Annotated in this window: 21 protein-coding genes; 20 read left to right on the top strand and 1 reads right to left on the bottom strand. The window is 57.4% G+C overall.

What is annotated here, in order from left to right; all coding sequences use genetic code 11:
- The first annotated feature begins 86 nt into the window (after positions 1-86).
- From alaS to nusB, 10 genes are all read left to right on the top strand, one after another.
- Complete coding sequence (gene alaS, locus ACQQCD_RS04580) at positions 87-2,765, top strand: alanine--tRNA ligase (protein ID WP_430267223.1); 2,679 nt, start codon at positions 87-89, stop codon at positions 2,763-2,765.
- A gap of 6 nt (positions 2,766-2,771) precedes the next feature.
- A complete protein-coding gene (gene ruvX / locus ACQQCD_RS04575) occupies positions 2,772-3,326 on the top strand; it encodes a Holliday junction resolvase RuvX (protein ID WP_430267222.1) in 555 nt (184 codons plus the stop codon).
- A complete protein-coding gene (gene mltG / locus ACQQCD_RS04570; protein WP_430267221.1) occupies positions 3,310-4,746 on the top strand; it encodes an endolytic transglycosylase MltG in 1,437 nt (478 codons plus the stop codon). Before ruvX ends, mltG begins: the two co-directional genes overlap by 17 nt.
- Positions 4,743-5,594, top strand: coding sequence for a shikimate dehydrogenase (locus ACQQCD_RS04565; RefSeq protein ID WP_430267220.1), 852 nt, complete (start codon positions 4,743-4,745; stop codon positions 5,592-5,594). The genes mltG and ACQQCD_RS04565 overlap by 4 nt, the downstream gene beginning before the upstream one ends.
- Before the next feature lie 31 nt (positions 5,595-5,625).
- A complete protein-coding gene (gene aroC / locus ACQQCD_RS04560; RefSeq protein WP_430267219.1) occupies positions 5,626-6,825 on the top strand; it encodes a chorismate synthase in 1,200 nt (399 codons plus the stop codon).
- A 77-nt stretch (positions 6,826-6,902) separates the two neighbouring features.
- Positions 6,903-7,487 carry a shikimate kinase gene (locus ACQQCD_RS04555; protein WP_430267218.1) on the top strand — a complete coding sequence of 195 codons (585 nt, stop codon included), beginning with the start codon at positions 6,903-6,905 and terminating at the stop codon, positions 7,485-7,487.
- Positions 7,484-8,575: a 3-dehydroquinate synthase gene (aroB, locus tag ACQQCD_RS04550; protein WP_430267217.1), complete on the top strand. Its 1,092-nt coding sequence runs from the start codon at positions 7,484-7,486 to the stop codon at positions 8,573-8,575. Before ACQQCD_RS04555 ends, aroB begins: the two co-directional genes overlap by 4 nt.
- The gene (locus ACQQCD_RS04545; protein WP_430267216.1) at positions 8,575-9,099 is read left to right on the top strand and encodes a tetratricopeptide repeat protein; all 525 of its coding nucleotides are present in this window, start codon (positions 8,575-8,577) and stop codon (positions 9,097-9,099) included. The genes aroB and ACQQCD_RS04545 overlap by 1 nt, the downstream gene beginning before the upstream one ends.
- A gap of 132 nt (positions 9,100-9,231) precedes the next feature.
- Entirely contained in the window at positions 9,232-9,795 is a 564-nt protein-coding gene (gene efp, locus ACQQCD_RS04540; RefSeq protein WP_430267215.1) for an elongation factor P, read from the top strand.
- Positions 9,795-10,205, top strand: a complete 411-nt coding sequence (nusB, locus tag ACQQCD_RS04535; RefSeq protein WP_430267214.1) for a transcription antitermination factor NusB — start codon at positions 9,795-9,797, stop codon at positions 10,203-10,205. Before efp ends, nusB begins: the two co-directional genes overlap by 1 nt.
- Before the next feature lie 111 nt (positions 10,206-10,316).
- Here the strand turns inward: nusB and ACQQCD_RS04530 are convergent, their stop codons facing one another.
- Positions 10,317-11,477: a PrsW family intramembrane metalloprotease gene (locus tag ACQQCD_RS04530; RefSeq protein WP_430267290.1), complete on the bottom strand. Its 1,161-nt coding sequence runs from the start codon at positions 11,475-11,477 to the stop codon at positions 10,317-10,319.
- A 122-nt stretch (positions 11,478-11,599) separates the two neighbouring features.
- Between ACQQCD_RS04530 and pyrR the strand changes: the two genes are divergently transcribed.
- From pyrR to rpoZ, 10 genes are all read left to right on the top strand, one after another.
- Complete coding sequence (gene pyrR / locus ACQQCD_RS04525) at positions 11,600-12,175, top strand: bifunctional pyr operon transcriptional regulator/uracil phosphoribosyltransferase PyrR (RefSeq protein ID WP_430267213.1); 576 nt, start codon at positions 11,600-11,602, stop codon at positions 12,173-12,175.
- Entirely contained in the window at positions 12,172-13,185 is a 1,014-nt protein-coding gene (locus tag ACQQCD_RS04520; protein ID WP_430267212.1) for an aspartate carbamoyltransferase catalytic subunit, read from the top strand. Before pyrR ends, ACQQCD_RS04520 begins: the two co-directional genes overlap by 4 nt.
- Positions 13,185-14,525, top strand: coding sequence for a dihydroorotase (locus ACQQCD_RS04515; protein WP_430267211.1), 1,341 nt, complete (start codon positions 13,185-13,187; stop codon positions 14,523-14,525). Before ACQQCD_RS04520 ends, ACQQCD_RS04515 begins: the two co-directional genes overlap by 1 nt.
- Positions 14,525-15,058, top strand: coding sequence for a hypothetical protein (locus tag ACQQCD_RS04510; RefSeq protein WP_430267210.1), 534 nt, complete (start codon positions 14,525-14,527; stop codon positions 15,056-15,058). The genes ACQQCD_RS04515 and ACQQCD_RS04510 overlap by 1 nt, the downstream gene beginning before the upstream one ends.
- Positions 15,036-16,271, top strand: a complete 1,236-nt coding sequence (gene carA, locus ACQQCD_RS04505; RefSeq protein ID WP_430267209.1) for a glutamine-hydrolyzing carbamoyl-phosphate synthase small subunit — start codon at positions 15,036-15,038, stop codon at positions 16,269-16,271. The genes ACQQCD_RS04510 and carA overlap by 23 nt, the downstream gene beginning before the upstream one ends.
- Complete coding sequence (carB, locus tag ACQQCD_RS04500; RefSeq protein ID WP_430267208.1) at positions 16,271-19,570, top strand: carbamoyl-phosphate synthase large subunit; 3,300 nt, start codon at positions 16,271-16,273, stop codon at positions 19,568-19,570. Before carA ends, carB begins: the two co-directional genes overlap by 1 nt.
- Complete coding sequence (gene pyrF / locus ACQQCD_RS04495; protein WP_430267207.1) at positions 19,563-20,399, top strand: orotidine-5'-phosphate decarboxylase; 837 nt, start codon at positions 19,563-19,565, stop codon at positions 20,397-20,399. The genes carB and pyrF overlap by 8 nt, the downstream gene beginning before the upstream one ends.
- A gap of 205 nt (positions 20,400-20,604) precedes the next feature.
- Positions 20,605-20,922 carry an integration host factor, actinobacterial type gene (gene mihF / locus ACQQCD_RS04490; protein ID WP_430267206.1) on the top strand — a complete coding sequence of 106 codons (318 nt, stop codon included), beginning with the start codon at positions 20,605-20,607 and terminating at the stop codon, positions 20,920-20,922.
- A gap of 20 nt (positions 20,923-20,942) precedes the next feature.
- The gene (gmk, locus tag ACQQCD_RS04485; protein WP_430267205.1) at positions 20,943-21,515 is read left to right on the top strand and encodes a guanylate kinase; all 573 of its coding nucleotides are present in this window, start codon (positions 20,943-20,945) and stop codon (positions 21,513-21,515) included.
- 38 nt (positions 21,516-21,553) lie between these two features.
- Entirely contained in the window at positions 21,554-21,814 is a 261-nt protein-coding gene (gene rpoZ, locus ACQQCD_RS04480) for a DNA-directed RNA polymerase subunit omega (protein WP_430267204.1), read from the top strand.
- Positions 21,815-21,820: the final 6 nt, after the last annotated feature.

The following is a 21,820-nucleotide window of genomic DNA, read 5'->3' as shown; positions in this document are numbered from 1 at the left end:
AGAATGTCTAGGTGGGGCAGATTTGAATGTGCATCACTGGCGTGGGCCGTGATGTAACCGCACTATGAAGGGTTAGTTAGAACGCAATGAAGTCGCAGGAGATTACACGACGCTGGGTGGACTTTTTCGTCAGCAAGGGGCACACCGCGGTTCCTTCCGCCTCGTTGGTTTCCAGCGACCCCTCCTTGTTGTTCACCGTCGCAGGTATGGTGCCATTTATTCCGTACCTGACCGCACGCGAAGAAGCTCCTTACAACCGGGCCACCAGCGTTCAGAAGTGCATCCGCACCGGAGACATCGAAGAGGTTGGTAAAACAGCCCGCCACGGTACGTTCTTCCAGATGTGCGGCAACTTCTCCTTTGGTGATTACTTCAAAGAAGACGCTATTAAATTCGCTTGGGAACTGCTGACCACCAGCGTGGACGACGGCGGCTACGGACTGCCGCCCGAGCGTCTTTGGGTCACGGTGTACGAAGAAGACGAAGAAGCCAAAGAACTCTGGCTCAAGAACACTGGTGTTCCCGCCGACCGCATCCAAAAGATGGGCAAGGGAGATAACTACTGGAACACTGGTCAGCCGGGTCCCGCTGGGCCTTGCTCTGAGATCTACTATGACCGTGGACCTGCCTACGGTGTGGACGGCGGCCCGCTCGCTGACGAAACGCGTTACATCGAAATCTGGAACCTCGTTTTTATGCAGTACCAGATCGACAACGTGCGTTCTAAGGAAGACTTCGACATTGTGGGCGAGTTGCCCAAAAAGAACATTGACACCGGTTTGGGCATGGAGCGTTTGGCCATGATCCTGCAGGGCGTTGAAAACATGTACGAGACAGACCAGGTCCGGCCCGTGATTGACCGCGCAGCTGAGCTCTCTGGCAAGACGTACACCTCTGCTGAATCACCCACTGACCCGCACCACACTGACGATGTGCGGATGCGTGTTGTTGCTGACCACATTCGTTCTTCCTTGATGCTGATCGCTGATGGTGTTACCCCCTCCAACGAGGGCCGCGGTTATGTACTTCGCCGACTGATTCGCCGTGCTGTGCGATCAATGCGCTTGCTTGGTGTTGAACGTGCTTGCTTGCCGGAGCTTTTGCCGGCTTCGCGTGACGCTATGAAGGGTGTTTACCCAGAGGTAGAGAGCGATTTCGACCGCATCTCCCGGATCGCTTATGCCGAAGAAAAGGCGTTTTTGCGTACCATCGCTTCTGGAACGGCTCGCCTTGAAGACGCTGTAAAGGAGTCCAAGGCTGCAGGTCACCCGCTGTCCGGTGCAGATGCCTTCGCTTTGCACGACACGTACGGTTTCCCGATCGACCTGACTTTGGAAATGGCCGAAGAAGCTGGCCTGAAGGTTGATGAGGGTGAGTTCCGTCGCCTTATGTTGGAACAACGTCAGCGTGCCCAGGCAGACGCCAAGGGGAAAAAGGGCGGCCACGCAGACCTTAGTGCTTTCCAAGAGCTCCTAGCGCAGGGCGAGACAGTTTTTACGGGCTACTCCGAGCTCTCCGGCGAATCCAAGGTCCGTGGTCTGCTCAGCGCCGGTCAGCGAATCTCTCAGGCCTCCACGGGTGAAGAGATTGAACTGGTACTAGCTGAGACCCCGTTCTACGCCGAAGCCGGTGGGCAAGCTGCTGACACTGGTCTGATCACCGGTGATGGTTTTGTTGTTGAAGTTCTTGACGTTCAGCGCCCCATCAAGGGCCTGAGTGTTCACAAAGCAGTGGTGCGTGAAGGTGAAATCTCTTCAGATGCTCTAGTTCAGACAGCCGTTGACCGTGAGCGTCGCCGGGCTGGCGAGCAGGCCCACACCGGGACACACATTGTTCACGCTGCACTGCACCAGATTCTTGGCCCGGAAGCGCTCCAGCGCGGTTCATTCAACAAGGCTGGATACTTGCGCTTTGACTTCTCTTGGGGTGAAGGTCTCAGCGTTGCTACCCGTTCTGAAATTGAGGAAGTAGCTAACCTCGCCATCCGTAACAACTTCACCGTGGACACCAAGATTATGGGCCTCGCAGAGGCTAAAGCTCTTGGCGCTATGGCACTGTTCGGCGAAAACTATGGCAGCGAAGTCCGTGTTGTAGAGATCGACGGCGCGTGGTCGCGTGAACTGTGTGGTGGTACCCACGTTTCTCAGACTTCACTGATTGGTAGCTTGTCGCTGCTTGGTGAGCAGTCGGTTGGTTCAGGAAACCGCCGTGTTGAAGCTTTTGTGGGCATGGATGCGTTCCGCCACTTGGCTGCTGAGCGTGCTTTGGTCACTGAGCTCACGGACATGCTTAAGGTCCCCTCGGGACAATTGGCTGAGCGTATTTCGGCTACCTTGAGCAAGCTCAAGAGCACTGAGAAGGAACTCGAGCGTTTGCGCAAGGAACAGCTCAGCGCAGCAGCTGCCAACCTGGTTGGCACGGCTGTAGACGCTTCTGGCGTGCGGGTCATTGCCCACAACGCCGGTGCCGTTGGCGGCGCGGACGATGTCCGTTCCTTGGCCATGGACCTTCGGTCTCGCCTTGGCGACGGAGCTGCAACCGTGGCGGTAGCCGGTGTCAGTAACGATCGTCCCATTATTTTGGTGGCTACCAATGAGGCCGCTCGGAGTGCAGGGGTCAAAGCTGGTGCACTTGTCCGCTATGCGGCAGGTGTTCTCGGCGGTGGCGGTGGCGGCAAGGATGATGTTGCTCAGGGTGGTGGTACGGATGCTTCGGCGATCCCTACCGCATTGGCTGGCATCGTTGATGCCATTGCGAAGCGGTAGCGCCCGTTGTTTGATTCTGGCCCTGACGCGGACTTCCCGCATGGCGTCAAACTTGGCGTTGATGTAGGAACAGTCCGCGTGGGGTTGGCAATGTGTGATCCGGATTCAATTCTGGCGACACCGTTCAAAACTGTGGCGCGCAATCCCAAGAAGAACACCGACGTCGCGGTGGTCCTCAAACATATTCAAGATCTCAACGTTGTGGAGGTTTTTGTTGGCCTGCCTCGAACCATGAAGGGCGAGGAGCACGCTTCGGCCCGCATGGCTTATGACTATGCGCAGCTCCTAGCGGAGGGCCTGGCAGCAGCCGGATCCACAGTGGAGGTGCGCATGGTTGACGAACGTCTGACCACGGTTTCGGCGCACCGATCACTGCACGAAGCTGGAGTCAGTAGCAGGGATCATCGTAAAGTAGTTGATCAGGTGGCGGCTGCTGGAATTCTCCAGCATGCTATCGATATGCAGAAATCCCGGGGCGCTGACGTGGGGACGCCGGTTCGGGTGACCTCATTAGAGTCAACCGAGCACAGAGAGGCGGATACCAGTGGGTCCGGACAATAACGATCCGTCAGCGGCACACCCTGAGGGCGGAATTCCGCTGTCTCGCAAGGAACTGCGCGCCATGGAGCGCGACCGTCTCCCTGAATCGGCTCTTCCCGCCCTGCCGAGCCAGCCGCCAACTGCTGGTGCTGAGCCTTCTACGGACGAACTTCACGCCGACGAGTACAAGGCTGATGACCTTCACGCCGAGGATCCTCATACGGACGAACTTTATGCGGATGAAGGTTCTGCCGGCGAGGAGTACTTCGACGAGACTCAGCACGAGGAAGTCTTGCCCGAGCAGCACCTTGCCTCTGAAGGGCAAGTGACCGAAGAACACGGTTTTTTGCCGGCGGAAGCTGTAGTCCTGCCTTCCGGCCCCAGCCCCAAGGCCCGCCGTCGTCGAGGTATTTGGGCGTTATTGATCGCGCTTGCCGTGATTGTAGTGGCCATTGTGGTGGGTGTGCAGTTTTTGCGGCCGCTCTTTGGCCTAGATGCTGTGAAGGATTACCCAGGACCAGGCTCAGGCTCAGAAACCATTGAGGTTCAGCAGGGTGCCGGTCCTCGGCAGGTAGCCACTGCGCTTAAAGACGCTGGCGTGATTGCAGACGCTGAAACATTCTTGGACGAATTCAACAACGCCGGAGCCACCTTGAGCCCGGGCAATTTCGAGTTCAAAAAAGAAATGAAAGCCTCCGACGCCGTTGCGGTCCTTCAGGACAAGAACGCGGGAAAGGTGTTCTACTTCGCGCTGAACGCCGGCCTGCGTATCAACGAATCGCTCGCCGCTATCTCCAAGGGCACTGGGTTCTCGGTGGCAGAGCTGCAGAAGCTCTCCAATGCTCCGGCTCAATTCGGTGTACCGGCTAAGGCCAAGAACCTTGAAGGATTCCTGATGCCGGGGGAGTACCGCTTCCCGCTAGACACCACTGCTAAGGCAGTTTTGCAAAAGCTGGTGACTTCCACACTCGAGGAACTGAAGAGCCAAGGCGTCACTGACCCTCAAAAGCAGTACGACATTGTGACGATCGCGAGTATTCTCCAGGCTGAAGGTGGCAAGGCAGATTACCCCACAGTCGCCGGGGCCATCTACAACCGGCTCAAGCCCAATGATCAGACCAACGGCTTTATCCAATCGGATGCAACGGTCACGTACGGTTTGGGACGCAAGAGCTACGAATTGACGCCTGAAGAGAAAGCGGACAAGTCCAACCTCTACAACACTTACGCCCACACCGGGCTTCCAGTGGGCCCCATCGGTTCGCCCGGAAAGTCGGCCTTGGACGCGGCAGCCAAACCAGATAGTAACGACTACCTCTATTGGGTCACCGTTAATTTGGACACCGGTGAGACAAAGTTCGCGAAAACCCTCGAGGAACACAACGGCTACGTAAGTCAATACACTGCGTGGTGCGAAGCTCACGCAGGGCGTTGCTCGTGAACCAACGGGCAGCCGTTCTAGGGCACCCGATTGGACACTCAAAGTCACCAGCATTGCACTTGGCAGCGTACAAGGCGCTGGGGCTGGACATCGGATATGAACGGATCGACGTTACCGAACAAGAGTTACCTGAACTGGTAGCTCGGGTTCGGGCGGAGCAGAACTGGTGCGGGCTGTCGGTGACCATGCCACTCAAACGGGCAATGGTCAGTGAACTCGATGAGGTACACGGCATCGCCGCAATCCTCGGAGCTGTCAACACCGTGGTGGTACGAGGCGAATCTTTGGTGGGCTACAACACCGACGTCGCCGGGATTGTGAACGCCCTGCGGTACGTGAACGTGGTGCCGGAGCCGCGCGTCGCAATTCTTGGCGGTGGTGGCACCGCCATAGCGGCGGTAGCGGCAGCAGCCGAGCTCGCGGCATCCACCATCGAGGTGTTGGTTCGGAACCGAAACCGGGCGGATGATGTAGTCAGGGCGGCAGCCGCAATCGGAACCACAATCTCTGTCCGTGACTTCACAGGTGCGGCAGCGAATTTGGCCGAGTACGACGTCGTTATTTCTACCTTGCCGCCCCAAGCGGGAGACTTTTTGGCTGATGAATTTAGTCAAAGATCTTCCACTGCTCAGGCAAGTGGCAAGATCCTCCTAGACGTCGCTTATGATCCTTGGCCCAGCGCCTTAGCGGCGGCCTGGCAGCAGGCTGCAGGGACGATCGTCCCTGGTCTTGAGATGCTTTTGTATCAAGCGGTGGAGCAAGTGAAAATGTTTACGGGCGCTCCGGAGCGTGTCAGCGGCCATGTCATAGATGTGATGTGCGACTCAGTTGGGGCCCCTCGACGCTAGTCCAATCTTTCAGACATGGCAGGATAGAACGATGTTGCGTTGGTTGACCGCCGGTGAATCCCATGGCCCGGCACTTATGGGAATTGTTGAAGGCGTACCCGCTGGAGTTGAACTCACCACCGGGGACATTCAAGAGGCCTTAGCTCGCCGCCGCCTTGGCTACGGCCGCGGTGCCCGAATGAAGTTCGAGCAAGACGAAGTCACAATTGTTGGCGGCGTCCGGCACGGACTCACTCAAGGTGGCCCGGTGGCCATCCAAGTGGCCAACACCGAATGGCCTAAGTGGGAACAGATTATGTCTGCTGACCCGGTACACGAGTCAGTTCTGGCCGAGCAGGCACGTAACGCTCCTCTAACCCGGCCCCGGCCAGGGCACGCTGACTTTACTGGCATGCAAAAATACGGCTTCTCCGAGGCTCGTCCAGTCCTAGAACGCGCGAGTGCACGCGAAACTGCCGCCCGCGTGGCGCTTGGGACCGTAGCTTCGCGCATGCTTAAGCACTTGGGGATCGAGCTCGTGAGCCACACCGTGGCTATTGCCAATGTTGCTGTCCCCGAGGGGAAACCATTGCCGCTGCCTTCTGATGTTTTGATGCTGGATGCAGATCCTTTGCGTTGTTTTGATCGTGAAACCTCACACGCCATGGTTGCCGAGGTGGACGCTGCTCATAAAGAAGGCGAAACCCTGGGCGGTGTAGTGGAAGTAGTTGTCTACGGTCTGCCGCCAGGACTCGGCAGCTACGTGCACTGGGACCGTCGTTTGGACGCACGGCTTGCTGGCGCTCTGATGGGTATCCAAGCCATTAAAGGTGTTGAAGTTGGCGACGGCTTCTTGACCGCAAGCCGTCGTGGCTCGGCCGCGCATGACGAGATTGTTAAGGACGCTAACGGCAATGCCGTACGCACCAGCAACCGCGCCGGAGGCATCGAAGGCGGTATGAGCATCGGAGACGTACTACGTGTTCGTGCCGCTATGAAGCCCATCGCCACCGTACCGCGGGCGCTCAAAACCATTGATGTTGCTACCGGCGATGCCGCAAAGGCTCACCACCAGCGTTCTGACGTGTGTGCTGTGCCAGCTGCGGGCGTAGTGGCTGAGGCCATGGTGGCGTTGGTTCTGGCCCAGGCCGTTAGCGAGAAATTCGGTGGCGACTCGATCGCTGAGACAGCCCGCAACCTCAAGAGCTACCTCGAGTCGATCCCGGCATCGCTCAGTTCCGCTTCGAGCTAGTGAAACAGTCTGCCGCCCAGTCACACCATAGTCACCGCCGTGAGGCTCACCGCCGGGGTGGGCATGTCCGTGGTGCAATGGGTGCTGCCACGTCTGCGGCCTTCCCAGCCCCCGTGGTGCTGGTTGGCCCTATGGCTGTGGGGAAGTCTGCGATTGGCCAACAGCTCGCCGCACTGTGTGGTGCCGAGTTTGTGGACACAGACGTGTCCATCGTTGCCGAGCATGGTTCTATTGCTGGAATCTTCTCGGCCCGAGGTGAAATTGGTTTCCGGGATATTGAAGCGCGGCAAGTATCAGCCAGCCTTGATGCCGCACGGAAACACAGCACAGTCATCTCCTTGGGTGGGGGAGCGGTCCTCGATACCGGTACTCAGCAACTCTTGGCTGAGTGCACGGTTGTTTACCTCGAGGGGGACTTAGACACGGTTCGCGAGCGGATCTTGCGCAATTCCGGCCGGCCCATGCTCAGTGGCGATGCCATCAACCGGTGGACCGAGCTAATGGACGTTCGGCGCCCGGTCTATGAAAGGCTTGCAGACATTGTGTATGACGTCCGCAAGGGAACTATTGAGGAATTGGCGCGTGGCCTGGAGCAAAAGCTGCAGGACTTCCACGCACCAGGGCATGGCTTAGAAGCGGCCCAGGAAGAAGAACAAAAGTGAGTACTGAACAAACCGTCATTAAGGTCACCGGGGCGCAGCCTTCGGAAAATTACGACGTCGTTGTAGGGCGCGGTCTTTTGGCTCACCTTCCGGAACTCCTGACACAGCGCGTCAAGCGTGTGTTGGTCATCCACCCGCGTGCGCTGCGGATCACCGGCGATGCGGTTCGTGAAGACCTCGAACGGCAGGGATACACCGCAGTTACTGCTGAGATCCCTGACGCCGAAGAGGGAAAGCACATTCAGGTTGCAGCGTTTTGCTGGCAGGTTTTGGGCCAGAATGACTTCACCCGCTCCGATGCCATTGTCTCTGTGGGCGGTGGCGCAGTATCTGACGTGACCGGTTTTGTGGCAGCCACGTGGCTGCGAGGAGTTAAGGTCATTCACATGCCCACGTCTTTGTTGGGCATGGTTGACGCTTCTGTGGGTGGCAAGACCGGGATTAACACCGCTGAAGGTAAAAACTTGGTGGGATCATTCCACCCGCCAGCAGGTGTACTAGTGGACTTGGATACGCTCCAAACTCTGCCCAAAAACGAGTTGATCTCGGGATTGGCAGAGGTTGTTAAGTGTGGCTTTATTGCTGATCCAGAGATCTTGAATTTGATTGAGGCACACCCCAACGAGGTTATGGACCCGTCTTCAGAGGTGCTGCGCGAACTCATCGAGCGAGCAATCAGCGTCAAGGCAGAGGTGGTGTCCGAGGACCTCAAGGAGTCTGGTCGGCGCGAGATTTTGAACTACGGACACACCTTGGGACATGCCATCGAATTGGTTGAACGCTACTCATGGCGTCACGGGGCTGCAGTGTCAGTGGGCATGATGTTCGCCGCAGAACTGGCACGTAGTGTGGGCCGCTTGTCTGATAAAGATGCTGACCGTCACCGCAGCATTCTGGAATTGCTTGGGTTGCCTGTGAGCTACCGCAAAGACCGTTGGGCTGGACTCCTAGACGGAATGCGTCGAGACAAAAAAGCTCGCGGCGACTTGCTCCGTTTTGTGGTCCTTGATGGGGTCGGCCGTCCTGGCATTCTGGACGTGCCAGACACTTCTCTGCTTTTTGCCGCCTATCAGGAGATTGCACAGTAATGGATTCTGAATCCTTAAAACTCAGCACTTCCGAATGGCCCGAGTCAGGTTTCCCGGGCATCAAAGTTAACCCACTGACCCGCCGGGTTGAAGTGGTTGATGAAGACATGTGTGATCGCGCCTTGGCTGCGTCAGACCGTCCTGCGGACAAAGTGTTTGTCCTGATGACTCGCGGAAAGATTTCCGAGGCCGCGGAGATTTTGGCCGAGGCACGCTTCCACGAGCCCGAGTCCTTTGACCTGTTGCTTCTAGACGCGGAGCTTCTATACGTTTCGGGGCGCTTTGAACGTTCCGTAGAGCGATTGAAGTTTTTGCTGGCTGAGTACCAAGGCCAAGAGCAAGAGGCCTATATTCGCCAGCACTTGGGGAACACCTACTTTGGTTTGGGTGATTATGCCCGGGCCGTGGATTGCTTCGAAAAGGCACTGGATTTGCGCGTTGCAGTTTCTGCCGATGCTGCGTTGATCTACTCCTCAACCATTGCGCTTCACCAAGCTCGTATTAGTCTGGATGAGGCTTCCTAAAGAGGTGCTAGGACGGTTTCGTCCCCGGGTACCTGTTATTCCAGCTAGAATAGTTCTTGGATTTTTGATAAACACGGGCGCTCGGGCTCTGGGTCCGCCCGCCTGAGCAGCCGGTCAACAGAGAGAGACACAGTGGCAAGCACCAACGACATCAAGAACGGTACAGTCCTCAAGCTTGAGGGGAATCTCTGGAACATCATTGAATTCCAGCACGTCAAGCCAGGCAAGGGTGGCGCTTTTGTCCGCACCAAGATGCGCAATGTGCTCTCCGGCAAGGTGGTTGACAAGACGTTCAATGCCGGCGCCAAGATCGAGACCGCAACCGTTGACCGCCGTGACTACACCTACCTGTATCAGGATGGTGCCGACTACGTTTTTATGGACGTTCAGGACTACGATCAGCTCACCGTTACGGCAGAGACCGTTGGCGACGCAGCTAACTTTATGCTCGAGAACCAGAGCGTTGTCATTGCTATGCACGACGGCGCTCCCTTGTACTTGGAACTGCCTGCCAGCGTTACCTTGGAAATCACGTACACCGAGCCGGGCCTTCAGGGCGACCGCTCCTCGGCAGGCACCAAGCCAGCAACCGTGGAGACCGGCTACGAAATTCAGGTCCCCTTGTTTGTTGAGCAGGGCACCCGCGTAAAGGTTGACACCCGCGACGGTTCTTACCTGGGACGAGTCAGCGAATAGTGAGTGCCCGCAGTAAAGCCCGTAACCGGGCGTTGGATGTACTCTTCGAAGCCGAGCAGCGTTCGGTTTCGGCGTTTGACGTAATGCGTGACCGTCGTGACAAGACGGATCAGATCATCAACCCTTACACGATGGAAATCGTAGAAGGTGTTGTTTCCATGCAGGAAACCATTGATGAGTTCCTGACCACTTACGCGCAGGGCTGGACCTTGGAGCGTATGCCGAACGTGGACCGGATCCTTTTGCGGATTGGCACTTGGGAACTTCTGTACAACGACGACGTGCCGGACAACGTGGCCGTCAGCGAAGCAGTGGCCTTGGCTAAGACTCTCTCTACCGATGAATCTCCAGCGTTTATCAATGGCCTCTTGGGCCGTTTGCAGCAGCTCAAGCCGAGTTTGCTCGCGTAGACAGCTAAGACATCAGCAACTAAAAAGTGGCGGGCCCTTAGGGGCCGCCACTTTTTAGTTAAGTGCTAGTTTTCATTCGCTGCTTCGCACAGTATGTAAATCGCTCCCAGATTAATTCACGACGGCGGCACGCAGCACGGTGATCTGCTCCAAGAGGCGTTGCTCATCGCGCTGGTGTTCGTTGATACTGCGCCCGCTGTACATCCTCTGACGGGTGAAAGCTAGAGAAGTGGCAGCCCGAATAAATGCCTTCATCGGCTCGGAACGTCCCACAGTTTGGGACCAACGCCGTGCAGCCTTGCGTCCAGCGCCGGTGGCCAGCATTTGCACCTCTTGCGGGGTAAACCAGCCCGCCGCAGCGTACTCGCTCAAGCGCTTACGGGTAAGTTTTGATTCGTGGACTCGCAGAAGAATGAACCCCACAACAGCAGCCACAAAGATGGGGAACTGGACCACAAGGTAGAGCCAGAGAAAGTCTTCGCCCATGCTATTCCACCGGTTATGCAAGAACATGGCGGGGATCAAACCCACCACAAAGGCGGCCACAGACAAAGCGGTATTCCATCGGCGTGCCGCTAGGCCCATCAGAAGGCCGGTGGTTCCGGTGAAGATTGCATGGGCGAACGGCGAGAGAATCCCACGCATAAACACCAAAACCCAAAAGTCTGGGCCTACAGTTGCAGACTCGGCATACTGGCGGCCGAAGTAGAGGATGTTCTCGGTGAAGGCAAAGCCGGCAGCGATGGTAAAAGCAAAAACCACACCATCCACCGGGCCGTCAAAATACTTACGGGCCACCAAGATCAAAACGAGCAGACCTAATGACTTTGAAAATTCTTCAACCACTGGCGCTTCAACAGTGGCTAGGAAGTTGAGGTACTCGCTCTTGTTGCCGCCACGAGGCCCAAAAAGCGCCATAAAAACTGGCTGAATCAAAGTAGTGGTGGCGATCGAGACGGTGGCACCCCACACCAGGGCAAAAACTAGCAACCTCTTGGGTTCTGGTTCCCAACGATCCATCAAATAGACGGCCACTAGAACAACAGCCAATGGCACCAGCGATGCTAAAAACCCATAGAAAAAGCCGCTGCTCCCGGTGTTTCGTAGAAGAAACGGTAGGACCAGGACCAGGCTGGCAAAGGCGAGCACCCCACCGCCGATTGAAAGGATCAAAGTGGTGGCATTTAGTGGCTTCTCAGCGGCCGCCGGTAAGGGCTGTGTCCATACAGGTTGAAGCTGTGTAGTACCCGGGTTGTTCCACGGTTGCTGCATACTCATGGCTCACAGCCTAGTAGTTCTCACGGCAGGATCAGGTGTCAATTGTGATAGTTTGGAAACCGCAATCATCCTTTTTTAATTCCGTCCTGTGAGGCGGGGAAAGGGGAGAACGAACGGTGACACATGTCAACGAAGCGCAGCATCCGCAACGCGTTGTATTAAACCAAGCGGATATTGACCGAGCGCTCACCCGTATCGCCCACGAAATTCTCGAGGCTAACAAAGGCCCCAAGGACCTGGTCCTGTTGGGTATTCCTCGCCGCGGTTATCCGCTAGCCCAGCGTCTGGCCGCAAGAATTGCAGCGGTGGATCCTAGTGTTGATCCCGCAGCAATCACCGGCCAATTAGACGTCACCATGTTCCGGGATGATCTGGCCCGGCAACCCACCCGGCCGCCATTGCCAACGCAACTTCCACAAAGCGGAATTGATGGCAAAGTAGTGGTCCTCGTGGATGACGTTCTCTATTCCGGACGCACCATCCGAGCAGCACTCGACGCCTTGGTTGATCTTGGCCGCCCCCGCGCAGTACGCCTCGCTGTACTGGTTGACCGCGGCCACCGGGAGCTGCCCATCCGCGCCGACCATGTAGGCAAAAACCTCCCCACCTCAAGTGAAGAAAAAGTCCGGGTCCACCTCGAAGAAGTAGACGGCCCCAATAACAACGAGGTTGTTATCGAGGGAAGCCTGTGAAGCACCTACTCTCAACTCAAGACCTGAGCTTGGAGAACGCTGTCCGAATTTTGGACACCGCCGAAGAGATGGCTCACGTTGGTGAACGTGAAGTCAAAAAGCTTCCAGCACTTCGTGGCCGAACCGTAGTGAACCTCTTTTTCGAGGACTCAACCCGGACACGAATCTCCTTCGAAGCTGCAGCCAAGCGACTCTCAGCGGACGTTATCAACTTTTCGGCCAAGGGGTCCTCAGTCTCCAAGGGCGAATCACTCAAGGACACTGCGCAAACCCTTGCGGCCATTGGCGCGGATGCAGTGGTCATCAGGCACTGGGCGTCAGGCGCGCCGCAACGGCTCGCTAACACTGATTGGATTGACGCAGCAGTCATCAACGCCGGTGACGGCACACACGAACACCCCACCCAGGCCCTCCTGGATGCCTTTACGATGCGCAGGCATTGGAGCAAGCTCTCCGGAAACGCCTCAATCGGCGCGGACCTTGCCGGTATGCGTGTGGCTATCGCTGGGGACGTATTGCACTCCCGTGTGGCTCGATCAAATGTGTGGTTGCTCCACACCCTCGGTGCCCACGTAACGTTGGTGGCTCCACCCACTCTCTTGCCCATCGGCGTCGAATCTTGGCCGTGTGCGGTCAGCTACGATCTGGACGCAGTCATCGAAGGTGGCATCGACGCGATGATGATGCTCAGGGTTCAAGGTGAGCGAATGAATGCCTCGTTCTTCCCATCGGTCCGTGAATATTCGCGGCGCTGGGGATTCGACGATTCACGTTTGCATGCTCTGGACACACTCGGCCTCAAAGACACCATCATCATGCACCCTGGGCCAATGAACCGCGGGCTGGAGATTTCCTCAGCCGCTGCAGATTCCCCGCGCTCCACAGTCTTGGATCAGGTACGCAACGGCGTGTCGGTCCGGATGGCCAGCCTGTACCTCTTGATGTCAGGCGGACTTCAACACCCTTCGGACGCAAGCGCCCTATCTTCTTCAGCGAAAGCGAGCCAGTAATGACCACCAGCTATTTGATCAAAGGCGCCTCGATTCTTGGCGAACGCACAGCTGACCTACTTATCTCCGGTGGCGTTATCGCAGCAATCGGCGATGACGCCACCAACCATGCCGATGCGCAAAATGCCACGGTCATTGACGCAGCCGGGCTGGTAGCCCTTCCGGGCATGGTGGATGTTCACACTCACTTGCGTGAACCAGGGCGCGAAGACGCCGAGACAGTAGAGACCGGTACTCAAGCAGCCGCGCTGGGCGGTTACACGGCTGTCCACGCGATGGCCAACAGCAACCCTGTTGCTGACACCGCGGGTGTTGTTGAGCAGGTTCACAGCCTCGGCATCGCCGCCGGTTGGGTGGACGTTCGTCCAGTAGGTGCTGTCACAGTGGGACTGGCCGGCGAGCAGTTGGCCGAGCTTGGTGCCATGGCCGATTCGCGTGCTCAAGTGCGGATGTTCTCTGACGACGGTATTTGTGTTCACGATCCGGTACTGATGCGCAGGGCTCTGGAATACGTCAAGGCCTTCGACGGCGTTATTGCTCAGCACGCCCAAGAACCAAGGCTGACCGCTGGGGCGCAAATGAACGAAGGCATTGTGTCCTCGGTCCTCGGCCTCACCGGCTGGCCCGCCGTCGCAGAAGAATCGATCATTGCTCGCGATGTTCTGCTGGCCCAACACGTTGATTCTCGATTGCACGTATGCCACGTTTCAACGGCGGGATCGGTCGAGATCATTCGCTGGGCCAAGCAGCGTGGCATCAACGTCACAGCCGAAGTCACTCCGCACCATTTGCTTCTTACCGATGAACTGGTGCGTAGCTACAACCCGGTGTACAAGGTGAACCCGCCGCTGCGCACAGAAACGGACGTACACGCACTGCGTGCTGCCCTCGCGGACGGCACCATCGACGTCATCGGGACAGACCATGCCCCGCACCCCAGTGAGCACAAAGACTGCGAATGGGCCCAGGCGGCCATGGGGATGACCGGTTTGGAGACAGCGCTTTCCGTAGTTCAGGCCACCATGATTGAAACCGGTTTGATGAGTTGGGCGGACTTCGCTCGCGTAACTTCCACAGCCCCGGCAGCCATTGGACGCCTCACGGACCAAGGCCGGCCGCTTGAGGTTGGCGAACCAGCAAACGTCATTTTGGTGGACCCGGCTGCCCGTTGGACGGTAGACCCTAATAAGATGGCCACTATGGGCCGCAATTCACCTTTCGCAGGCCGGGAACTTCCCGGTGCGGTTCAGGCAACGTTCTTCCGCGGTCATCCAACCGTGCTGAACGGCAAACTCAACACCCCGTACCGTGTTGCTGGCGCCGAGGGCTCGGTGAACTAGTGGACAAAATTCTCCCCGGCATAGTGATGCTGCTGGTAGCCCTGGCAGTTATTGCCATGCTTGGTGTTGGGTGGCGGAACCGCGTCAAACGTCAGGCCGACGTCCAAGCTTTGGAACCCCTACCAGAACACCTCGGTGACGCAACATTGAGCGTCACCGGGCAGTATGTGGCCACTACCAGTGCGGGGGACTGGCTGGACCGGATCGCCGTTCATTCCTTGGGTATTCGCACCCTCGGTGAACTACACGTGTACCCGGGTGGGATCGTGATTGACCGTGCCGGTGCTCCGGCAATTTATATCAGCAGCACCAAACTCACCGGAGTCCGTACTGAGTCCGGGATGGCTGGAAAGTTCGTGGCCAACAACGGGCTGACCGTGATTTCATGGTGGCTCGGAGACAAAGAAGTGGACACGGGCTTCCGGGTTCGTGTGGTGCAACAGCGCGAACAAGTCCTTGAAGCGATCGCCGCTTTGATTCCAAACAATATTCTTCCCGCGGAGAACTCAGATGAGGTCAGCCGTGGAAATTAAAGCAACACACAGTGAACAAGAGGGAACAGTGACTACAGATTCCACCCGAGCAGCAACAGATACCCCTGCGGTGCTGGTTCTCGAAGACGGCCGAATTTTCAAGGGGCGCAGTTACGGCGCCGTTGGAACCAGTCTGGGAGAGGCTGTTTTTGCCACCGGCATGACGGGTTACCAAGAAACCATCACCGATCCTTCTTATGCGCGCCAGATCGTTGTCCAGACGGCACCGCACATTGGAAACACGGGCGTTAATAAAGAAGACGCTGAATCTCGGCGTATTTGGGTGGCTGGTTATGTGGTGCGTGACGCTGCACGCCGCCCGTCGAACTGGCGCTCCGAGCGTTCCCTTGACGAAGAGCTGGTGGAGCAGGGCATTGTTGGCATCCAGAGCGTAGACACTCGTGCCATCACCCGCCACTTGCGTGAACACAAAAGCATGCGCGCCGGCATCTTCTCTGGTGCAGCTGCCCAAGCCTCTGAGGCTGAACTGCTGGCGCAGGTGAAGGCCAGTGCACCTATGGAAGGTGCACGGCTGGCCGAGGAAGTTTCAGTTGATGAGGCCTACGTCGTAGAGCCCGCAGATTACGGCTGGGAAGGCGAGCCCGCCTACACCATCGCTGCGATTGACCTCGGTATCAAAGCCATGACGCCCGTCCGTTTTGCTGAGCGTGGCGTGCGGGTACATGTTCTGCCTGCTACCTCCACACTTGAAGACGTTCAGGCAGTGAACCCGGATGGCTTCTTTATGTCAAACGGCCCTGGCGATCCTGCCACGGCAGACCAGCAGGTTTCCCTGCTCCGCTCTGTCTTGGACGCCAAAGTTCCGTACTTCGGTATTTGCTTTGGAAACCAGATCTTAGGCCGTGCTCTAGGATTCGGCACTTACAAACTGCGGTACGGCCACCGTGGAATCAACCAGCCCGTTCTTGACCGGAAGACCGGCAAAGTGGAGATCACCTCGCAGAACCACGGCTTCGCTGTGGACGCTCCGATGAAGGGCGCCACCACGGCTCCAGAGTCGCGTTACGGCCGGGTGGAAGTTTCCCACGTCAGCCTCAATGACGACGTGGTTGAAGGACTTGCCTGCTTGGACATCCCGGCGTTTTCAGTTCAGTACCACCCCGAAGCCGCGGCTGGCCCACACGATGCCGCCTACCTTTTTGACCGTTTCATCGATCTGATGGCTTCCAGCAAGCAGAAGGACTCCAAGTAATGCCCAAGCGTACAGATCTCAAAAGCGTCCTTGTTATTGGCTCCGGCCCCATTGTTATTGGCCAGGCTGCAGAGTTTGACTACTCCGGAACCCAGGCCCTGCGCGTCCTCAAAGAGGAAGGGCTGCGAGTTATTCTGGTCAACTCCAACCCGGCCACGATTATGACGGACCCTGAGTTTGCCGATGCCACCTACGTGGAACCGATCACCCCTGAGGTGGTTGAGAAGATTATTGCCAAGGAACGGCCCGACGCCGTACTGCCCACCTTGGGTGGACAAACAGCACTGAACACTGCCATCGCCTTGGATAAAAACGGTGTGCTGGCCAAGTACAACGTTGAACTGATCGGCGCCCACATTGCAGCGATTGAGCTCGGTGAGGACCGCGAGAAGTTCAAGGGTGTTGTTGAGCGTTGTGGCGCCGAATCGGCTCGCAGCCACATCATCCACACCATCGACGAGGCCATCAAAGCGGCTGAGGATTTGGGCTACCCCATGGTGGTACGCCCCTCGTTCACCATGGGTGGTTTGGGTTCAGGCCTCGCGTACGACGAGAACGACTTGCGCCGTATTGTGGGTCAGGGCCTTCAGTACAGCCCCACCTCTGAGGTTCTGCTTGAAGAGAGCATCCTCGGGTGGAAAGAGTATGAACTCGAAATGATGCGCGACAAAAACGACAACGTGGTGGTTGTCTGCTCGATCGAAAACTTTGACCCGGTGGGTGTCCACACTGGTGACTCGATCACTGTTGCCCCGGCGTTGACCCTGACGGACCGTGAATACCAGCGGCTGCGTGACATCGCTATTGCTGTGATTCGCGAAGTTGGTGTGGATACCGGTGGCTGCAACATCCAGTTCGCCATTGAGCCGAGCACCGGCCGCGTTGTGGTCATTGAGATGAACCCGCGTGTCTCCCGTTCTTCAGCTCTCGCCTCGAAAGCAACCGGTTTTGCCATCGCCAAGATCGCCACGAAGCTTTCGCTCGGCTACACCTTGGACGAGATTCCCAACGACATCACGCAGAAGACTCCGGCTTCCTTCGAGCCGACACTCGACTACGTTGTGGTCAAGGTTCCTCGCTTTGCGTTTGAGAAGTTCCCGGCCGCGGATGACACATTGACCACCACCATGAAGTCGGTGGGTGAAGCTATGGCAATGGGCCGTAACTTCACTGAGGCACTCCAGAAGGCGCTTCGTTCCCTCGAACAAAAGGGCGCTTCGCTGGACTTCACGCCAGTTCCGGAGTGGGAAGTTGCAGAACTTATTGAGAAGGCAAAACGTCCGACGACGGAACGCCTCTCACAGGTTCAGCGCGCCTTGCTTGGGGGAGCCAGCGTGGAGGACCTCTACGCAGCCACCAAGATTGATCCTTGGTACCTGGATCAGCTCCAGCTCCTCAACGAGATCTCGGTGGAAATCCGCCAGGCCGGTTCGCTCAACGCCGAGATGCTTCAGAAGGCAAAGCGTCACGGCTTCTCTGACGAGCAGATTGGTGCTTTGACGCACAACGCTGAGGCAGTGGTGCGCGGTGTTCGCCAGGCTTTGGGCATCCGTCCGGTGTACAAAACGGTGGATACTTGCGCAGCCGAGTTTGCCGCGTACACCCCCTACCACTACTCCTCTTACGACGAGGAGGACGAGGTTGCGCTGCACGCCAAGCCGTCAGTGATTATTCTGGGCTCTGGCCCTAACCGCATTGGTCAGGGCATCGAGTTCGACTACTCATGTGTTCACGCGTCTATGGCCCTGCGCAAGGCTGGCTACGAGACAGTGATGGTCAACTGCAACCCTGAGACAGTCTCCACTGACTACGACGTCTCCACACGTTTGTACTTTGAGCCACTGACCCTTGAGGACGTCCTTGAGGTCATCGCTGCGGAAGAACGCACCGGTGGTGTGATGGGTGTGTTCGTTCAGCTCGGTGGTCAGACGCCGCTTAAGCTCGCGCAGCAACTCGCTGATGCTGGTGTGCCGATCCTGGGCACGTCTCCCGAGGCTATTGACTTGGCTGAGCACCGCGGCGCGTTCTCACGTGTTCTGGATCAGGCCGGATTGGTTTCGCCCAAAAACGGCACAGCAGTCTCCTTCGAGGATTCTAAAAAGATCGCTGACGAAATTGGCTACCCGGTGCTGGTTCGCCCGTCCTATGTTTTGGGCGGACGCGGTATGGAAATCGTCTACGACGAGGCCAACCTCTCGCGGTACATTGCCAACGCCACTGAGATCACCCCGGATCACCCGGTACTCATTGACCGCTTCCTTGAGGACGCGGTTGAGATTGACGTTGATGCGCTCTTCGACGGCACTGACTTGTACCTCGGCGGCATTATGGAACACATCGAAGAAGCCGGCATTCACTCCGGTGACTCCGCCTGTGTGCTGCCTCCGATCACCTTGGGCAACAATGTGATCGAGCGCGTTCGGGTAGCTACCCGTGCCATCGCCGAGGGTGTCGGGGTACGCGGTCTGATCAACATTCAGTTCGCCCTAGCCTCGGATGTGCTCTACGTTTTGGAAGCAAACCCGCGTGCCTCGCGCACCGTTCCGTTTGTTTCCAAGGCAACGGGTGTGCAGATGGCCAAGGCAGCAGCCTTGATTGGTACCGGTGTGACAATCCACCAGTTGCGTACCGCGTACAAGATGCTCCCCGAGACCGGCGATGGTTCCACGCTGCCCTTGGACGCGCCGGTTGCAGTCAAGGAAGCAGTGCTGCCATTTAGCCGCTTCCGTACCCCGGAAGGCACTGTTGTTGATTCCCTCTTGGGCCCGGAAATGCGCTCCACGGGTGAAGTCATGGGTATCGACAAGCACTTTGATACAGCGTTCGCTAAGAGCCAGGCAGCAGCGAACAACGCCCTTCCCACCGAAGGAAAAGTATTTGTTTCGGTGGCGAACCGGGACAAGCGAGCTGTGATTATGGGCGTCAAGCGCCTCTCAGATCTCGGCTTCGAAATCGTCTCAACCGGTGGCACTGCTGATGTTCTGCGCCGCAACGGTATTCAGGCCTCGACGGTACGTAAGGTTGCCGAAGGCAGCAGCGCCGACGGCGAAGGCACCATCGAAGACCTCATCATTGCTGGGGAAATTGACATGGTGTTCAACACACCTTCCGGTGGTGAAGCACGTAGCGATGGCTATGCACTCCGTGCAGCTGCAACCTCGATCGGCATCCCCTGCATCACCACGGTTGCCGAGTTCAACGCGGCAGTTCAGGCCATCGAAGCCGTACGCAGCTACGAATGGTCCGTTACGAGTTTGCAAGAACACGCAGCGGCGTTGAAGGCCTCTAGCGGTGTCTGAGCAACTGAGCTTCGGAGCCCGTTTGGCGACGGCAATGGAGACCCGCGGACAGTTGTGCGTGGGAATTGATCCGCACCCAAGCCTCCTCGAGGCGTGGGGACTGAACGACGACGTCGCCTCGCTAGAGCGCTTCTCGCGAACCGCTGTGGAGGCCTTTGCCGGGCTTGCCGCTGCCGCCAAACCCCAAGTTGCGCTATTTGAGCGGCACGGTTCGGCAGGTATGGCAGTGCTTGAGAGAGTCCTCGCGGACTTGGCGGCAGCTGAGGTGCTGAGCATTGCTGACGCTAAGCGGGGAGATATTGGTTCAACCATGGCCGCCTACGCTGATGCGTGGCTTCGTGATGGTTCTCCACTTGCCGCCGACGCTCTCACAGTGAGCCCCTACTTAGGGTTCGAGTCTCTGCGTCCTGCCTTGGACATGGCAGAAAAGACGGGGCGAGGCGTGTTTGTTCTGGCCCTGACCTCGAACCCAGAAGGCGCTGCGGTTCAGCACGTGGGCGGCCGCGATTCCGTGGCACGGCGGATTGTTCAAGCCGCCGCCACAGAGAACGAACGCTACGGTGCCCGGCTGGGTTCGGTAGGCCTTGTGGTGGGTGCAACAGTGGGGGAGTTCCTCGAAGAACTCGAAATCGATTTGCTCTCAGTTCGCGGCCCCATCTTAGCGCCCGGGCTTGGCGCTCAGGGTGCAACTGCTGCAGATCTGCGCAGCGGTTTTGGTTCTGCTTTCAGCGCGGTTCTAGCGACCTCAAGCCGAGACATCTTGGCAGCTGGACCCACGGTGATCGGACTTCGCCAGGCCGTTGAACGGACCCGGGACGCACTGGCCTAAACCTGTCGTATGCGTTCTTGCCGTCGTCGAACCTACAACGGTACTGAGCTTGGCCAGAACTACTCCCAGTAGTTCTGGCCAAGCTATTTAAGTGGCACTATTATTTTGTGACACTGGTCACTGGCCAAGAGTTCAGGTAGGTTCAGGAAACGTCCACATGCCGCCCGCTGTGGCACCTGTTTATGAGCCCAGGGAGAGATACAACGTGAGTCTTCGCGCACTGACCACCGAGGAGCGGCTTGAAGCCCTAAAGACGGCCGCCGAAGCGCGCGCGGCACGTGCCAGGGTCAAAGAACAACTCAAAGCTGGTTCAGTTTCGATCACAGAGTTAATTACTGCGGCAGAGAGTGATCCAGCTTTGGCCCGTATGCGGGTGAATGAACTTCTAGAAGCGCTTCCGGGCGTTGGCAAAATTCGGGCAGCGGCAATTATGGAAGACTTGAACATTGCTGCCTCGCGACGAATCAGAGGACTTGGGATTCATCAGCGTCAGGCACTGGTAAATTTTATTGACCACAAATAACTGCGCAGTCGAAGGAAAATGTGAGCGAGACTCTGGGACTAACGGTCCTCGCCGGCCCCACCGCCGTGGGCAAAGGCACCGTATCTACGTACATCCGAGATAACTACCCGCAGGTTTGGCTTTCCGTCTCTGCCACCACACGTGCACCGCGGCCCGGCGAAATTGACGGAGTTCACTACTTCTTCAAATCTGCCGAAGAGTTTGACCAGTTAGTAGCCGATGGCCAAATGCTTGAGTGGGCAGTTGTCCACGGTCAAAACCGGTACGGCACGCTGCGCAGTAGTGTTGAGGACGCCGTGGCAGACGGCAAAGCCGTTCTCCTGGAGATTGATTTGCAGGGTGCGCGCCAGGTCAAAAAAGCAGTTCCGGACGCTCGTTTTGTGTTTTTGTCCCCGCCCAGCTGGGATGAAATGGTCCGCCGGCTTGTGGGGCGCGGCACGGAAACCCCAGAAGAACAGCAGCGACGCTTGGAAACCGCTAAACTGGAACTTGCTGCCGAACCGGAGTTTGACCACACCGTCGTTAATGACGACGTTCGCCGGGCAGCTGACGAACTTGTTTCACTAATGGGGCTTACGCCTAACCCGCGCTAAAGCCGGGATTTATTGTCAGAACAGATTTTGGAGAATTCGTGTCCACGAACAATGAAGGCATCATCAACCCGCCGATCGACTCCCTCCTCGGAGCAGCCGATTCCAAGTACGGTCTGGTGATCTTTGGTGCCAAGCGTGCACGCCAGATCAACGCGTACTACGCACAGCTCCACGAGGGCCTCTTCGAGTACGTTGGCCCGCTCGTAGACACCCACCTGAACGAAAAGCCGCTCTCCATTGCTTTCCGTGAAATCAACGAGGGCCTGTTAGTTTCTGCCCCGATCGAATCCGCCGAGTAAATTCCG

Source organism: Pseudarthrobacter sp. J1763 (assembly GCF_050490295.1).
Taxonomy (GTDB): Bacteria; Actinomycetota; Actinomycetes; order Actinomycetales; family Micrococcaceae; genus JBNPEO01.
This window is presented reverse-complemented; position numbering and strand designations above follow the sequence as displayed.

What these genes read in the sequence shown, in the direction of transcription:
- alaS (WP_430267223.1), top strand. Translation starts at nt 87, where the DNA reads ATGAAGTCGCAGGAGATTACACGACGCTGGGTGGACTTTTTCGTCAGC.
- aroC (WP_430267219.1), top strand. Translation starts at nt 5,626, where the DNA reads ATGTTGCGTTGGTTGACCGCCGGTGAATCCCATGGCCCGGCACTTATG.
- ACQQCD_RS04555 (WP_430267218.1), top strand. Translation starts at nt 6,903, where the DNA reads ATGGGTGCTGCCACGTCTGCGGCCTTCCCAGCCCCCGTGGTGCTGGTT.
- ACQQCD_RS04545 (WP_430267216.1), top strand. Translation starts at nt 8,575, where the DNA reads ATGGATTCTGAATCCTTAAAACTCAGCACTTCCGAATGGCCCGAGTCA.
- ACQQCD_RS04530 (WP_430267290.1), bottom strand. Translation starts at nt 11,477, where the DNA reads ATGCAGCAACCGTGGAACAACCCGGGTACTACACAGCTTCAACCTGTA.
- ACQQCD_RS04515 (WP_430267211.1), top strand. Translation starts at nt 13,185, where the DNA reads ATGACCACCAGCTATTTGATCAAAGGCGCCTCGATTCTTGGCGAACGC.
- carA (WP_430267209.1), top strand. Translation starts at nt 15,036, where the DNA reads ATGAGGTCAGCCGTGGAAATTAAAGCAACACACAGTGAACAAGAGGGA.
- carB (WP_430267208.1), top strand. Translation starts at nt 16,271, where the DNA reads ATGCCCAAGCGTACAGATCTCAAAAGCGTCCTTGTTATTGGCTCCGGC.